13 protein-coding genes are annotated in these 16,463 nt (G+C 41.1%); 9 read left to right on the top strand and 4 right to left on the bottom strand.

Features of this window, described 5'->3' with window-relative positions:
- Positions 1–39 precede the first annotated feature (39 nt).
- Positions 40–489, top strand: a complete 450-nt coding sequence (locus tag ACOQOA_RS08610; RefSeq protein WP_420548236.1) for a tetratricopeptide repeat protein — start codon at positions 40–42, stop codon at positions 487–489.
- Here ACOQOA_RS08610 and ACOQOA_RS08605 read toward each other — a convergent pair.
- Positions 470–2,107, bottom strand: a complete 1,638-nt coding sequence (locus ACOQOA_RS08605) for an adenylate/guanylate cyclase domain-containing protein (RefSeq protein WP_420548235.1) — start codon at positions 2,105–2,107, stop codon at positions 470–472. The genes ACOQOA_RS08610 and ACOQOA_RS08605 overlap by 20 nt on opposite strands.
- A 310-nt stretch (positions 2,108–2,417) precedes the next feature.
- On the opposite strand from ACOQOA_RS08605, the gene ACOQOA_RS08600 reads away from it, so the two are divergent.
- Genes ACOQOA_RS08600 through ACOQOA_RS08590 form a run of 3 tightly spaced genes read left to right on the top strand, consistent with a single transcriptional unit; the run spans position 2,418 to position 6,089 of the window.
- The gene (locus tag ACOQOA_RS08600) at positions 2,418–3,368 is read left to right on the top strand and encodes an ABC transporter ATP-binding protein (protein WP_420548234.1); all 951 of its coding nucleotides are present in this window, start codon (positions 2,418–2,420) and stop codon (positions 3,366–3,368) included.
- A 3-nt stretch (positions 3,369–3,371) separates the two neighbouring features.
- Positions 3,372–4,106, top strand: a complete 735-nt coding sequence (locus ACOQOA_RS08595) for an ABC transporter permease subunit (protein WP_420548233.1) — start codon at positions 3,372–3,374, stop codon at positions 4,104–4,106.
- 15 nt (positions 4,107–4,121) lie between these two features.
- Positions 4,122–6,089, top strand: a complete 1,968-nt coding sequence (locus tag ACOQOA_RS08590; protein ID WP_420548232.1) for a Gldg family protein — start codon at positions 4,122–4,124, stop codon at positions 6,087–6,089.
- A gap of 57 nt (positions 6,090–6,146) precedes the next feature.
- Here the strand turns inward: ACOQOA_RS08590 and ACOQOA_RS08585 are convergent, their stop codons facing one another.
- Entirely contained in the window at positions 6,147–7,946 is a 1,800-nt protein-coding gene (locus tag ACOQOA_RS08585; protein WP_420548231.1) for an adenylate/guanylate cyclase domain-containing protein, read from the bottom strand.
- A gap of 231 nt (positions 7,947–8,177) precedes the next feature.
- Between ACOQOA_RS08585 and ACOQOA_RS08580 the strand changes: the two genes are divergently transcribed.
- Positions 8,178–8,945 (top strand): DUF1223 domain-containing protein, encoded by a 768-nt coding sequence (locus ACOQOA_RS08580; RefSeq protein WP_420548230.1) that lies wholly within the window; start codon positions 8,178–8,180, stop codon positions 8,943–8,945.
- A gap of 1 nt (position 8,946) precedes the next feature.
- Here the strand turns inward: ACOQOA_RS08580 and ACOQOA_RS08575 are convergent, their stop codons facing one another.
- Positions 8,947–9,273: a heavy metal-binding domain-containing protein gene (locus ACOQOA_RS08575; protein ID WP_420548229.1), complete on the bottom strand. Its 327-nt coding sequence runs from the start codon at positions 9,271–9,273 to the stop codon at positions 8,947–8,949.
- Positions 9,274–9,391: 118 nt separating this feature from the next.
- Between ACOQOA_RS08575 and ACOQOA_RS08570 the strand changes: the two genes are divergently transcribed.
- From ACOQOA_RS08570 to ACOQOA_RS08560, 3 genes are all read left to right on the top strand, one after another.
- Positions 9,392–10,660: an MFS transporter gene (locus tag ACOQOA_RS08570; RefSeq protein ID WP_420548228.1), complete on the top strand. Its 1,269-nt coding sequence runs from the start codon at positions 9,392–9,394 to the stop codon at positions 10,658–10,660.
- Between the two features lie 215 nt (positions 10,661–10,875).
- The gene (locus ACOQOA_RS08565; protein ID WP_420548227.1) at positions 10,876–13,482 is read left to right on the top strand and encodes a PAS domain-containing hybrid sensor histidine kinase/response regulator; all 2,607 of its coding nucleotides are present in this window, start codon (positions 10,876–10,878) and stop codon (positions 13,480–13,482) included.
- Positions 13,479–14,546, top strand: a complete 1,068-nt coding sequence (locus ACOQOA_RS08560) for an HD domain-containing phosphohydrolase (protein ID WP_420548226.1) — start codon at positions 13,479–13,481, stop codon at positions 14,544–14,546. The genes ACOQOA_RS08565 and ACOQOA_RS08560 overlap by 4 nt, the downstream gene beginning before the upstream one ends.
- A 48-nt stretch (positions 14,547–14,594) precedes the next feature.
- Here the strand turns inward: ACOQOA_RS08560 and ACOQOA_RS08555 are convergent, their stop codons facing one another.
- Complete coding sequence (locus tag ACOQOA_RS08555) at positions 14,595–15,470, bottom strand: phytanoyl-CoA dioxygenase family protein (RefSeq protein WP_420548225.1); 876 nt, start codon at positions 15,468–15,470, stop codon at positions 14,595–14,597.
- A 96-nt stretch (positions 15,471–15,566) separates the two neighbouring features.
- Between ACOQOA_RS08555 and ACOQOA_RS08550 the strand changes: the two genes are divergently transcribed.
- Positions 15,567–16,463, top strand: coding sequence for a LysR family transcriptional regulator (locus ACOQOA_RS08550; protein WP_420548224.1), 897 nt, complete (start codon positions 15,567–15,569; stop codon positions 16,461–16,463).

Raw genomic sequence — 16,463 nt, 5'->3', positions numbered from 1 at the left:
ACATCTAAATATGAGTTTGGATGAGAAGAGGATTGTAAAATGAACAAAATGATATTGAAATCTGCCTTGGCAGGGGCATTAGGGTTAGGGATGGTAGCTTCAATTTCTTTGACCAATGCGATGACTTTTAATGGTGAGGCACCATCATTGGATGATATTCAAAAATTAGTTGATGTCGGTGAATATGATAAAGCGATCATGGATTTAAAAGCTGTATTGGATATGGATTTGAAAAATGCGGACGGCTGGAACTTGCTTGGTTACACTTATCGTAAATCAGGTCAGCTTGATTTGGCTTGGGATGCATATGAGCGTGCATTGACCCTTGATCCGGATCATTTAGGTGCAACAGAATATATTGGGGAGCTATATGTAACCCAAGGGAATTTAGAACAGGCTGATGTGCAATTGCAAAAGTTGATGGTTCTTTGCCCGACGGGATGCGAAGCTTACGACACACTTAAAGCTTCTATTGCTGCTGCTCAGTAAGTTTTGGTTTCTTTTTAATTGCGTATAGCAGGGTATCAAAATCCTGCTTTCGTCTTAAGACATGTATACAAAGCCGCCCTTTGCGTCCGCGAACGGCGGTTTCTTGTATAGGAATATCCAATTCATCTATTTCAGCAACAGTTAGAACATCTTGTGAAATGACAAGATCTGCCTCTAGATCTTTGGTGAGGCCTTCCAGGCGACTAGCGGTATTAACGGTATCACCGATGGCGGTTAGTTGTGTTGCGTTGCCATATCCCATATCCCCAATAATAGCGTGCCCGCTATGTAGACCGATACCAATTTGTAATTCATGTTCAAGATCGCCCTCCAGACTTTTATTTAGGGCATGGATACCGTCCACCATATCTTTCGCTGCTTTCATCGCACTTCTTGCGCATTGTTTGGATTGTCCATTCACACCAAATAAAGCCATCACACCATCCCCGATGAACTTATCAAGATGACCGCCATTTTTTTCTACAGCCGTTCCCATCATGGCAAAAAAACGGTTAAGTACGAAAACCACGTCATATGGTAACTTACTTTCTGATAGTTTAGTGAAACCTCGTAGGTCAGCAAATAAGACCGTGATTTCTTGTTCCTGACCTTGGTGAAAACTATTACGTTTATGTAAGTTATCATTATCCGTGTCGGCAGGAAGCAGACAGGAGACGGAATATTCTCCGGCAAAAGGTTTGCACTGACAAGCCAGACGAATATCTTTCTCTGCGTCAATTTTGTTAAGGATTTTTTGTTCTGCCGCGGAAGCTGGGGGAAGATTTTCTATACCTTTATTAATTCTCACTCGACAAGTGGAACATCGACCTCTGCCGCCACATACGCTCGCATGAGGTTGAAGAAATCTGTGACTAATTTCCAGTAAGGAAACACCGGGTGCAGCTTTAACTTCACGACCTGAATCATAGGTAATCTTGATGGACCCATTACGAGCTTCCCAAACAGGACGTAATTGTCGCAAGATAAGTGTTAGAACAAGCAATGCTGCATAGCCGATTAAAAAGCCATATTCCCATTTGGCTAGATAAGCATAATCAGAACCAGTCGGTTGTTTGGTAAGCGTAAGAACTTCACGCAGCCAATTTGAATCTTCAAATAAAACAAGGACCTGCTTGCTAGCATCCCAAATCCCAAGCAAGGCAAGGGTTGGCCATAATAAAGCGATAGCAAGCACATAACCACGAAGTTTAGGCCAACTCTTTTTTAAGCGAAGCCAGAAGTAAATCCCCAAACAACCATGTGTCCAGGCAATAACCAGTACAGCCAATTGACGCACGCCTGTTGGAATATCGCCTTTCCAATAAATCAATAACATCCAGGCATAATTTGGATTAACACCATAGAATTGTTCGATAATGAGGGTGCCAATGTAATGTAGGATTAGGAGTGGTGGAATGGAGAGGCCAAAAATCAGTTGTATCCATTCATTAGCGCGCATATTTGAAAAACGCCGACGTTGATAGAGTGCATAAAATGCTAGTCCGCCATGGATTAGCATAGTAAGCGATAACACCAGTCGGCCTAATTCATTACTCCAAATCAATTGTATCCAATAGCGGGCTTCGTCCATCGTCTCTAAGGACCATAGACCAATCATGTGATTTCCTAAATGCATAAAAACATAGGCGAATAAAATCCAGCCCGTATAAAGTCGGATATTTCTAATCATAAAATGGAATGCCTTAATCCTGCCCCAAATTAATTTTATTATAGAAACTAGCCAATATTTTGATAGGGGGCGAGCATGAATTTAGGATTTCCTCTTCATTTTTATGTTATCGCTTGAAAAAAAGGGGCTGGCTTCATAAAGTCTTTCCTAGTTTTCTGTCATTATTGGTCTATTCAAATTCAATAAGATTAATTGTGACGATCTTGAAAAATCAAAATAATTTGTAAGGGAAGTAAAGATGATCGAAATCGACCATCTGACGAAAGATTTTGGAACTTTCCGTGCTGTTGATGGGCTAAGCTTTTCTGTTGAGAAAGGTGAAGTTCTTGGCTTTTTGGGCCCTAACGGTGCGGGTAAATCCACCAGTATGAAAATGATTACTGGATATCTGTCACCGACCAGTGGAACAGCGCGTATCCTTGGCTGCGATGTACGCAAAGATCCTATTTCAGTGAAAAACTCCATTGGCTATTTGCCTGAAGGTGCACCGGCATGGCCGGATATGACGCCAGTTAGTTTTTTAAAATTTATTGCGCAAATCCGAAAAATATCAGGACTTGAGGCAGATAAAGCTATTGAAGAAGTGGTCGAAAAAACAAATTTAGGGAATGTTTTACATCAACCAATTCAGACCTTATCCAAAGGTTTTAAGCGTCGTGTAGGATTGGCCCAAGCTTTGTTACATGACCCCGAAGTTTTGATTATGGATGAGCCGACAGACGGACTTGATCCTAATCAGAAGAAAGATATCCGGGATTTGATTCAATCTATGTCAGCGGATAAAGCGATTATCGTATCAACGCATATTTTAGAAGAAGTTGAAGTGATTTGTAATCGTGCGATGATTATTGATGCAGGAAAAATTGTTGCGGATGGTCGCCCCGAAGATTTGGAGGCGAAATCAGAACGCCATAATGCCGTGCGTTTGACCGTAGCGGCTGAGCAGCAGGAAAATGCGCAAAAACTGTTAGAAGGAACAGAAATCGTTCAATCAGTAGAATTGATCGGTGAAACCGGATTGAGAGCTTTGTCGGTTGATAGAAAACCAATTTTGGACTCAGTACTTGGCTGTTTGGAAAAGGCAAATCTTAAAACTCAAGAAGTACAGGTTGAGCGTGGACGATTGGATGATGTATTCCGTAGTCTAACCAGGTCTGACATCCATCATTTTGACAAAGGGGAGGCGTAAATCATGTCTGCAATTATGACTGTTTTTCGTCGTGAAATGGGAGCCTATTTTGCGACTCCTCTGGCCTATATCTTTATCACTGTATTTTTGGTGTTGGCAGGTATATTGACATTTTTCATGGGCGCATTCCTAGAAAGAGATCAAGCTGATCTGATAGCCTTTTTCCAATTCCATCCGTGGCTATATGTAGTTTTGATACCAGCAATCGCGATGCGTCTTTGGGCGGAAGAAGTTCAAAATGGTACAATTGAATTGCTACTTACTTTACCGATTTCACCGTTTCAAGCTGTGTTTGGAAAGTTTTTGGCCGCATGGGTTTTTGCGGGCGTCGCTTTAGTATTGACCTTTCCGATTTGGTTGACCGTAAATTATTTAGGTGATCCTGATAATGGTACCATCTTAGCAGGATATATCGGCAGTTGGTTTATGGCTGGCGGGTATTTGGCGATTGGATCTTTTGTGTCGGCACTGACTAGAAACCAGGTAATTGCTTTTGTTCTTGGTGTCGCATTTTGCTTTGTTGTGACCATGGCTGGTTCACCTGTAATTTTAGGATTGTTGAACGGATGGGTTGGTGATGATGCGATTAGCTTTATTGCGTCACTCAGTTTCATCACACATTTTAATGACCTAATGAAGGGCGTAATTGATTTGCGTGATGTAATTTATTTTGCAAGCTTGATCATTGCTTTCCTTTTCGCAAATACAGTAGCTGTCGAACGGGCCCGTGGGGCTTAAGTAAAGGGAGAGATGATGATGTTATGGATTCAACGTAAACCTTTACTTGCAGCTTTTTTTGCGATTGTTGCATTCGTTGTGGTTAATTTAGCCAGTGAAAAACTATCAAGTGTTCGATTAGATCTTACAGATGAGAAGTTATTTACTCTTTCTGAGGGGAGTGAGGTTGTCCTCTCGAAAATGCAAGATCGACCTGTACAGGTGACTTTTTATTATTCCACTACCTTGGGTAAGGAAATTCCGACATATGGCGCCTTTGCAAGCCGTGTTCGGGATATGTTGAAAGAATTCGAAGTCGCCAGTAATGGGGGCATGATTTTACGCGAAATTGACCCCAAACCATTTTCTGCAGAAGAAGACGAAGCTGTTGAAAACGGAATGGAAGGGTTACCATTAGAAGCTGGTGGAGATAAAGTTTATTTCGGAATGTCTGTGGTTTACGCAGATGAAGCTGGTGACATCTCAGGTAGTCCAGATGGTGAAGGGCCTATCGTTTCTGCAATTCCGTTCTTTCAAATCGAACGGGAAACCTTCCTTGAATATGACATGATGAAAGCCATTTATACCATTGGTAATCCAGACTTACCTGTGGTTGGTGTGATTACTGAAACAACCATGTTTGGGGATCCATATGCCCAAATGCAGGGTCAACAGATGGTGCCTTGGGCGGCTATTGGTCAGGCTCAGGACTTTTTTCAAATCGAACAAATTTCCAGACCTGAAGATTTCCTGGATATCCAACCAGATATTTTGTTGGTCGCTCATCCGGGTAATCTGCATGATGATATGCAATATGCCATTGATCAGTTTATGATGCGCGGTGGGAAAGCTGTCTTCATGATGGATCCATGGTTTGAAAGCAAGGGCAATGGTTATGCGCCGGATCGTTCTGATGGCTCTGCTGAAAAATTATTCACTAAATGGGGCATTGAGATTGCAGAAACACAGGTGGTCGGGGATAAAAATATCGCCCGTCAAGTGAATGGTGGCACAGATGGTCAAGTATTTGCGGCACCTTATATCATTTGGTTACAACCAGAATTGGATAATTTAAACCAAAACGATCCGACTTTGGCTGACGTTGATAATCTTTTATTGCCATCTGCAGGTGCTATTATGCAATCAGAGGGATCATCATTAGTGATGGAGCCTTTGATTACCACAACATCTGATGCCAAATTGGTTCCTATTTCAGAGCTACGCGAACGCAATGTAATGAAATTGTTGGAGGATTATCAAGCAGGTGAAGAGGCACCTTATGTGGTTGCCGCGCGTTTCCATGGCAAAGTGGATACGGCCTTCCCTGAAGGTGAACCGCCATTAACAGAAGATCAATTGGCAGAGATTGAGGAAGAAAGAAAAGCATTAGAAGAAGCAGGTGAGCCGGTACCTGAAAGGGTGCAACGCTATCTTGAACATAAGGCAAGTTCCGATGGTGATATCAATGTGATCTTGATTGCAGATGCAGATTTTATGGCGGATCGTTTTTGGGTGCGTGTTCAGGATTTCTTTGGTCAACAAGTGATGACCCCATTTGCAGATAATGGTGCCTTTATGTTGGGCATGCTTGAATCTTTAAATGGTTCAGGTGAATTGATGAGTCTGCGTAGTCGAGGAATTTCAGCCCGCCCATTCACCGTAATTAGTGACATCCAGCGTAAGGCAGAGGAAGAATTCCGTGCACAGGAACAGATGCTTTCGGCCCGTTTGATTGAGATTGAACAGCAACTTGCTGAACTGCAAGGTGGCGGTGATGCTAATCTTGTAGGGGAAGCGAAAGAAGAAACCGAGCAAGCGATTGAGGCATTCACACAAGATATGTTGGATATTCGTCAAGAATTGCGCTCTGTCAATTTGGCACTACGCGAAGATATCGAAGCTTTGGAGGCAAATATAAAATTTGTTAATATTGCTTTGGTACCAATATTAATAGCTATTGTAGCGATCATGACTGGTGTGATCCGTCGACGTCGATATCGCTAATTTTTCTTATCCTAATGTTAAACACCCGCCTAAATCGATCTTTAGGCGGGTGTTTTCTTATTTAGATGTCTCAGAGGTCATCTCACCCATTGTGTAAAGTGGCACGGGTTGTTCTTTACCACGAATGTCAGCTTCGCCTAGTTTCTTGTAATTGAAATCAGGAGCCAGGGCTTTAGTCGTTTCTGAAATCAAGATGTGACTACCGAACTGTTTATTCATATTTTCTAGACGTGCTGCTGTATTCACAGCATCCCCATGAACGGTATAATTCATGCGGCTTTCTGCCCCTACATTTCCAGCAACCATTGTGCCTGTATTGATACCAATACGACATCTTAAACTATGACCAAGATAGCGTTTGTTATTTACGATATTCAGCATGGCGTTACCCGCTTGGATAGCGTGAGCCGCATGATCAGGGTCTTCAATTGGTACATTAAAGACCGCAAGGATCGCATCACCCTGGAACTGTGTAATGATACCACCATGAAACTCAATCACTTCAACCATATCCGTAAAGAAGTTGTTGAGTAATTCTACAATTGTCTGTGGCTCCAGTTTTTCGGATAGACTTGTAAATCCTTCCAGATCACAAAATAGAACGGTTCCTTCTACATTTTGCGGCGTTAGGGTTCCTTGAGACTTCAACATAGCCTCAGCTACCCGCTCTGGGACCATTTTACCAAATAAGCCACGTATTTTTTCGCGTTCTTGCAGACCTTGTACCATGCCGTTAAATGCCTTGGCAGCTTGGTCATATTCAAGGATGCTGCTATCTGGTAACTGTAAAGGTTCATTGAGTTTATTTTCGCCGATACGTAAAGAGGCATCAGCTAATCGAGTAATTGGACGTTGTAGCCGCTGGGACATGACTAATAGAATGATGATCGCAACAACTACAGTAATACAGGCGATAATGGCAGATCGGATAAGGCGATCCATTTCGGTGCTGGAATCATTTTCACTCACATGAATACCGATGATTACTGGTTTATCCATAAGATTAGGTAATTCTCTATACAGATAAAAATGTTCCTCACCATCAATCCGATTTACAGAAGCTTGAATATCAGTGTTGCCAATCTCATCCCATTGGGCATCTACGCTCGAACCGAAATAGCCCAACATGGGATCATTCACCTGATTCATGGTGGGTAAGGTTTGATTCTCAGTAGACTTAAAAACACCTAGTGCTAGATTTGGATGCGCTAACACATATTTATAATCATAAATCATAAAGGGTGTTGCGCCTTCCCAGCTGTCAGCGGCTAACAGTAACTCTGAAAGACTTTCAATACTAACACCTTGGGCAAACATGACACGTTCGTTATTTCCAATACCCAGAATGCTACGAAGGTTCACAAGAGTGCGTTGTAATTCAGGATGCCAAAAAGGACGATCCCAAATGCTGCCGAAGCCACTATTTAACTGTTTTTGAACACGTGAAATTTCATGATAACTTTGCGTATAATTTTCGATCCGTAGAATCGGAAAATTTTTTGTCATCGAATATACGGAACCTTTTTGGTCGATTATAGCCATGCCCGCAATATCTGCTGTGGCAGCCATGCTTCCTACCAGGAATTTTTCTAATCCGTCTGTATCATCAAGGGTGATATGGCCTGTTGCTAATGCTTCACCAACCCAACTGGCCTGATTTTCATATTTCTCTAAATCGTTCAGGATGATTTGTTCTGCATTATCAACTGCGGATTCTGCTGCCGACGCTAATAGAGAATAAGTATTTTTCGTGGCTGTTGCAAAACCGAGTAAAATAGTAATGGCAAGCGCACTGATAAGTAGGCCGCCAAAGCCAAATACAAGAACAGAGCGAATGGAAATTTGTATCTTTCGCATATTCATATGAATTCCCGCTATGTGCATTCTGACATAAGAGACGCACGCTTTTTGATCCTAAAGCTAATGTAGGTAGCATATAGGATTTTACAAAGGGGAAAAGGAATTAAACGTCTTGAATAGTTGGAATTTTAGTGTCTTCACAGCTATGTGAGCAGTCTTGATTGGGTTTTGTGAGATTGAGTTTTTATAGTGTTGGTGAGTATAAATAAGCATCAATGAGGAAAATCCATGAAGAAAAATGCAGATATTATTTCCTTCGATCCAAGAGTAATCTTATTGGGTTTTTCTTTATGTGTTTTTGCTTTCGGTTTCACTATGAAAAGTTGGGCGGCCTCCTCTATAGATCGACCTGTTGTGGTTGAGCTTTTTACCAGCCAAGGTTGTAACTCTTGTCCGCCGGCCGAGAAATTCTTAAATAAACTAGCAGAACGTGATGATGTAATTGCTTTGGAATTTCATGTGGATTACTGGGATTACATCGGTTGGAAAGATCCCTTCGCTAGCCCAGAATATACCAAACGTCAGCGCAGTTATGCCGGTCCGTTAAGTATGCGGTATATTTACACACCACAAATGGTGATTAATGGAAGACGCCATGAAGTCGGATCACGTGAAATGTCTGTGGAAGTTGCCATTGATGAAGAGAAAAACCTCTCGTTTGAAGCACTGCCAGTTTTGCATCTGAATCATGGTGAAAATGATGTGAATATTCGTGTGCAGTCAAATGGTGTAAATGCGAACGCGCTCTATGATATTATATTGGTAAGCTATGATGCACGTCATGAGACAAAAGTCACCCGTGGTGAAAATAGAGGTAGAACCTTGATCAGTTCAAATATTGTTAGAGATATGCGTGTGGTGGATCGGTGGACAGGCGACGATATGGAGTTCAATATACCAGTTCATGAATTGTCAGGTGATGGTGGTTGTGCTGTTTTATTGCAAGAACGTGGCGGCGGCCCTATTCTTGCCGCCGCCATGTTGCCATTATCCTAGTTTATATTTTTTCTATCGTGACAGCAGTGCCGCTTGCCACAACCATTAACATGGAACTTTTGTCGCCAAGCGTCTCATAATCCAGATCACAACCAATAACTGCGTTTGCACCCAAATCTGCAGCACGCTTTGTCATATCTTCAATAGCGGTTTCTTTACCCTCATTTAAAACTTTTTCATATGAACCGGAACGACCACCAACAATATCACGAATGCCTGCAAAAAAATCTCTAAAGATATTTGCACCAAAAATTGTTTCACCGCTTACAATGCCGTGATAGGCAGTTACTCTATATCCCTCAAGTGTATCAGTTGTACTTACTTGCATTTTTTGTCTCTTTCTAAATTAGGTAAAGCTGTTAAGGTTGGCGTCTTCTCATTTTGGAACAGATTGTCAAAGTTTCAAGGATAAAAATATTCTCTAGCTTTGGAGTAAAGGTAAAGTAATGAAAAAATCAGCAGCGGCTGGCTGGTGTATGTATGATTGGGCAAATTCTGCTTTTCCAACAATCATAATGACATTTATTTTCCCCACATATTTTTCTCAGGCTGTAGTCGATGATCCAGAAGTTGGAACTGCATTATGGGGGCAAGCCATGGCTTTAGCTGGTGTACTTTTAGCTGTATTTGCACCTATATTTGGTGCCATTGCGGATCATGCCGGTCACCGTGCGAGGTGGTTATTGGCTTTTACAGCTTTATGTGTTTTAGCAACAGGGTTGCTTTGGTTGGTAACTCCGGGATCAGATTCTTTGGTTCTAGCAGTTATATTAACTGTGATTGCAACCGTTGCCTTTGAATTTTCGATGGTTTTCTATAACGCCTACTTGCCAGAGGTTGCCCCACGTGAAAAATGGGGACGTATTTCTGGATGGGGTTGGGGACTTGGGTATATTGGTGGCTTATGTTGTCTTGTCATTAGCTTGTTAGGCTTTGTGCAAGCAGAAATACCTTGGTTTGGCCTCGCAACGGAAAATGCGGAACATGTGCGCGCAACATTTATATTAGTGGCGATCTGGTTGACGTTTTTTTCCATTCCCACTTTTATGTTTTTACCTAAATCCCAAACCAACGGATTACCTATCAGCCAAGCAGTTTCAAAAGGTTTTACCACATTGTTTGAGACTTTTAAAAAGCTCGCAAAAGAAAAGGTTGTCTTGAAATATTTGATCGCTCGTATGTTTTATACCGATGGATTAAATACGTTGTTTATTTTTGGTGGGGTGTATGCGGCTGGTACATTTGGTATGGATCTGGCTGGTGTGATTACTTTTGGAATTGCGTTAAATGTTACTGCAGGTATCGGCGCAATAACATTTTCTTGGTTTGATGATAAATGGGGACCGAAAAGGGTTATCTTGATTTCAATTGGATCGTTAACCATTCTTTGCCTTGGGGCTGTTTTCGTTACAGATGTGATGATTTTCTGGGTCGTTGGTTTAACTGTTGGATTTTTCCTTGGTCCAGCTCAATCTTCTAGTCGATCTTTATTGGCCCATTTGGCACCACCAAACTTACATACTGAATATTTCGGTTTATATGCATTGTCAGGGAAAGCAACCGCCTTTTTAGGGCCTTGGTTGTTGGCAATGTTTACCCTTTGGTTTGATAGTCAGCGGGCGGGTATGGCTGTGATTGTTGGTTTTTTTGTTGTTGGTGGAGTCATGTTGTGGCGATTAGACCTGACTGCCAATGAAACATCAAAGGGCAATTAATTAAATGAAGACTATTCCCTTGAAAATTATAGGGTATTTGAGTTTGTGTAACCTGTTTTGATGCGGCAAGAGTTGCAAGTAACAAATTGAAAACTAATAAAAAAGCTTGAAAAAAATAACAGAAAGCGACAGGATATTTGCACTGAATGCGATATCGTAAGCTTGTATAGCTTATGACCTAGAAAAAGCGCAGAGATCAAAATCAGGTCTGATAGATGGTAGTTGAAACACCCAAGGAAAAAAAACTTACAACAAAAGTGCCTGTTTATATCTTTATGATATTCGTAGGGGTATATCTGAGTATCGGTGTTTTTTTACTGACCCAATATCATTCTAGTAAAAATGAATATGGTTTTCTGGAAGAGAGCGGTCATTCTTCAGAAATCGATGAAATCAAAATAGAACTGTTTGCTGTGCAACAGGAACTTGGTTTCGATGGCTTATCATATTTTCACTATCAAGCAACTAGTGCTGGTGACTTAAGTGCGGCACAGCAAGCTCTAAATCAAATAAATATTATTCAAAATCATTTAGCACATGTATCGGACATACTAGATGATGATGGAAAAGAAATTCTCATTCGTTTGAATGACGGGTTACATGCTTATGACAAACAGATTTCGGACCTGATTAGAGTTCTGGAAACTGACGGTGATTTTTCAACTTTCGTTGAGAATAATCCGATGGACCGCTCCTTAATAGCTGAGCCTCTATCAGCATTGAGCGAGGTAATATTTCATCGATATCAGCAAGAAAAAACAAGAAAAGTTTCTTTTCTACAAAGCGCAGAATCTTATGTTTATCTAGCTTATTTCTGCGTTTTGTTTGTTGTAGGGAGTGTGTTTTTGTTTTGGCGTCAACGTCAAAATATGGATCAATTACAAGTGAAATCCGGGCTTCAGTTAAACAATCGTCTAGCGGAATATAAAACGCTGATCACGAATACAAGTGACGCGATTATATATATTGATCAAAAAGGGATCGTTAAATATGTGAACCCTGCAGTCACTTCAATGTTCGGGTATAAAGAGAATGAGATGCTAGGGCATAACGTGAATATGTTATTGCCAATGTCAGAACGTGACGATCATGACATGTATCTCAAGAATGCACGTCTACATAAAAAGGATGTTATCAATTTTAACCGCGGTGCTTTGCAGGGGCTGCATAAAAATGGTTCCATCTTTATGATTGATCTGAATGTTTCAAGAATTGAGATTGAAGGGGTGCCTCACTATGCAGGTATTTTACGTGATGTATCAGAGCGTGAAAGAACACAAAATGAATTAGTAACCCTGTATGAAGAAGCACCTGTTGCCTATGCGACAATCCAACTTTCAGATGGCCGTATTACACGCTTAAATAAAACATTTGAAAATCTACTAGGATATAAAGCTCAAGAGTTAATCAATAGTAGTATTATGGATTATCAATCCGATCTGGATGGCAGGATTGAAACGGCACAAATCTGGGCAGACTTCTTTCAAGGTACAGAAATGCATGATCAAGAAGTATGTTTACGTAAAGCTTCTGGAGATTTGATTTGGGTATCTATTTCTGCAACGATCGTTATTGATGATGAGGTTGGCCTTCGTGAAGGGCGCGTTACAATGCTTGATATTACAGATCGCAAGGAAGCCACTGAAAAGCTTGAGGATGCGATCCATCAGGCACAAAATGCCAATGATGCGAAAACACGTTTTCTTTCCAATATGAGCCATGAATTGCGTACACCCCTGAATTCTATTCTCGGCCATGCGCAATTATTATTAAACAGTAAAAGGCATCAACTAGAAGAACGTCAACAACGACAAGTGTCGACGATTTTAAGCAGCGGAAATCATCTATTGTCCTTGATTGACGAGGTTCTGGATATGGCGCGTGTTGAGAGCGGTAAAGACGTTCTCAGTGAAGAGGTCGTCAATATGCGTGAAACCCTACTGGCTGTCTGGGAGCAATCTTTAACACTTCCTGCACAACTAGATAAAGATGTGCAGTTTGATATTAAGCTCGGTGACGAAGATTTCTTTGTCTATGCTGATATGCGTCGTTTGAGGCAGGTTTTCCTTAATCTTTTATCTAACGCCGTGAAATATAACAAAGAAGACGGTCAAGTGAGTCTGAGTTGTGAATTTCCAGAAGTTGACTTATGTCGCGTGACTGTTTCAGACACAGGTTATGGAATTGCAGAAGATAAATTGAATGACGTCTTTTCGCCTTTCAAGCGTCTAGGGGCTGAGTTAACCCAAGTTGAAGGAACAGGTATTGGTTTATATCTTACCAAGATGCTTGTTGAAAACATGGGAGGGGCTATAGGCCTGAAATCTAATGAGGGTGAAGGTAGTGAGTTTTGGGTGGAATTCCCCCTAGTTGCCGAAGAAGAAAAAGAAGAAAGTGATCCTGTTTTCATTGGGCGTAGTCTAGAAAATGTCGATATGGAGAATAAAGTCATTCTTTATATTGAAGATAATCCACAAAATATCTCCTTCATGGAAGCTTTTGTTGAGGAACTAGATAATACAGCATTGGTTGCGGCCATGGATGGAGAAGCGGGATTGTCTATGGCGAAAATGCTAAAACCAGATGCTATATTGTTGGATATTAGCTTGCCTGATATTGATGGAGTTACCGTGATGCAAAAGATGCGCACGATACCTGAAATTAGGGATATCCCTCTTGCGATTGTAACATCCAATATAGATCCAGATATACAAGATATGATGATGAATCTCGGTTGTAAGGCCTATATTAGAAAGCCTGTTGACTTAGCAATGATTGTAGATTTTCTGGAACAAAGTTTCGACGGAGATAAGAAGTCATGAGCCAATTGAACCTAGTTCTCCAGCAATCAAAAATTTTGATCGTTGATGACAAGACTGAGAATGTTCAGCTTTTAGAACATATGTTGGATGAAGAATATTACGATAATGTTTATTCAACGACTGATCCTACACAGGTTGTCTCGCTGTATCGAGAACATGATTTCGATATTATCTTATTGGATATTCGCATGCCTGAAATGTCCGGCTTTGATGTGATGGATGCATTGCTATCGGAAATTAAAGAAGATGATTATATGCCGGTCTTGGTATTAACGGCTGAAACGGATGAAGTTACGCGCCAGAAAGCGTTAGAAAAGGGCGCTAGAGATTTTCTGGTAAAACCTTTCAAACATTGGGAAGTTATGCAGCGTATTCGCAATATGCTTGAAACGCGATATTACTTTAAGCAACAAAGAATGAAAGTGGATGAATTAGAGGGGATTGTTGAAAGACGGACACAGGAAATTCGTGCATCGCAACTTTCAGTGGTCCGTATCCTTGGTAAGGCGTCCGAATATCGGGATAATGAAACTGGTATGCATATTATCCGGATGAGCAAGATTTGTGAGATGATTGCACGGGAGTTGGGAGAAAGCGAACAATATTGCGAATTGATATTGAATGCAGCCCCTATGCATGATGTTGGTAAAATCGGTATCCCGGATAGCATTCTTTTAAAGCCTGGGCGTCTTGATGCAGAAGAACGTGTGATTATGGATACACATGCGGAAATTGGCGGTGAAATCCTGAATGGATATGATACACCATTAATGAATATGGCCCATGAAATCGCCGTATGTCATCATGAGAAATGGGACGGATCGGGCTATCCTAAGAAATTGTCTGGTAAAGACATACCGATTTCTGCACGAATTGCAGCTGTGGCAGATGTATATGATGCGTTGTTATCTGTACGTCCTTATAAGAAGCCATGGAGCCTGGAAGATGCTGTTGAGATGATCAAGTCCAGCGCAGGTCAACATTTTGATCCTGATGTGGTGGCTGCATTTATTCGTATTCTGCCCGAAATTAATGAAATGCGCGGCGAGTTTCCGGATGATTAATAAAAAAGGGCTTCAAGATTGAAGCCCTTTTTCGTTTCTAATAGAAATCTAGGCTGCGTTTTCTTTATGTTTAGCCTGCTGATCAAAGAAAGAAGCGGATTTTGGTTTTTGTGGCATATCCATATCATAATCCACGGAACGGATTTTGTTAGTTTTTTGTCCGCGAACAATTAGGCCTTCATATTCTGTTGGTACAGGATTAGGAGAGACAGGAATAGCATCTTCAGCAGAATAGACGCAGATAAATAATGTACGTGGTTTATCGGAGTTATTTGGTGCAGATCCATGTAACGTACGTGTATGCATTAACGCCACACTACCTGCCTTACCTGTACAGGTGACAGATTTTTTAATGCAATCTGCCGTCACATCATCTTTAACCGCACCTGTAAAAACGCCGTCATGCCATAATGTATGGATTTCCTCTTTATGTGATCCTGCGACAACTTCCAAAGGACCGTTTTCTTCGGTCACATCGTCTACCATAAAGAGGCATGTGATCAGATCATCATTGGTATGGGGGGTAAAAGGAAAATCCTGATGCCATTTTACGACGGTTTTGGTCTTTGGCAATTTGGAATTGATCTTTGAATGGTGAAATTTAACATTGGCACCAACCAGATCGGCTACATAATTCCCGACATTACTGTTGATCATGGCATCATAATAAGCTTTGGAAACTTCAACAGGTGCATTTACCCGGCGTAAACCCGGTTGGACAGCATTATGGCCCGGTTCCAAATCAAAGCGTGGGCGTCCATCAACAGTTTCACCATACGGTTTCTCAAACTTACGGCTTTCATCAACCCAATTGTTAAAATCATCTTTCATCTGCTGTAACAGTTCAGGGTCAATTGCGTTTTCGACCACTAAAAAACCATCACGATTAAATTGTTCAATTTGCTCTTTGGTTAAATTTTTCATTTGGCTTCCATCCCATTTTTAATCTCTGGAAGAAAGAATATCGGATGTAGATAATTCAGAAAAACTGTTTTATATTTCCATTAAAGAAAGAAAAATATGGTTAAATATACTCTTAAACAATGCAGTTATTTTTTATCAGTCGTTGATGAGGGCGGCATTGCACAGGCTTCACGTGCATTAAATATCTCTCAACCCGCAATTGCGCAGGCACTTGATAAGTTGGAAGATTTATATGGTTTTCAGCTTTTTATTCGTCATCATGCACGGGGGATGGAACTTACGTCTCAGGGGCGAAGCTTTCTGACATTGGCGAGAAATTTGGTGCAAGAAGCCAATCGTATGGAACGTGATGCCTTGTCTATTGCGGCTCATAAAAAGGGTAAGATTCGTATGGCTTGCTTTCATACAATTGCGCCTTTTTATCTTAGCGATTTAATTACTTCCTATATGAAACAAGCATCAAATATTGAGATAGAGGCTCGTGAAACTTTTCAGGATGAAATTGTATCGCATCTGTTAAAAGGCGAGGTTGATCTGGCATTGACCTATGATATGGGATTGGCGGGATCAGATTTGGATTGGATCGTTTTAACGCGATTGAAGCCATATATTTTGTTACCAAGAGAGCATCCATATTCCACGCAGAAGAGTTTATCGCTGGCAAATTTGTCAGGGGACAACTTTATCCTGTTTGATGGTCCCTATAGCCGAGATTATTTTAAAGGTATCTTAAGTCATGCGGATATCAATCCACAAATTTCTTTTCGCTCCACAACGATGGAATCCGTAAGATGTGCTGTTGCAAGCGGTTTGGGTTTTTCTCTTTCTGCGATGCGTCCTCAAACCCGTGAAACTTATAATGGTGGTGAAGTCGTTGCTATAGAGATCGAAGATGATGTGCCCGCACTGCCTCTTATTCTCGCTTGGCGCGCTGGATATCCACCTTCGCCAATGCTTCAGGATTTCATCGATTTTACCAAGTCGAGATTCTAA

It is taken from the genome of Curvivirga sp. (assembly GCF_965219885.1).
Taxonomy (GTDB): domain Bacteria; phylum Pseudomonadota; class Alphaproteobacteria; order UBA8366; family Aestuariispiraceae; genus Curvivirga.
The sequence above is the reverse complement of the archived record's forward strand: the minus strand, read 5'-3'. Positions and strand labels throughout refer to the sequence as shown.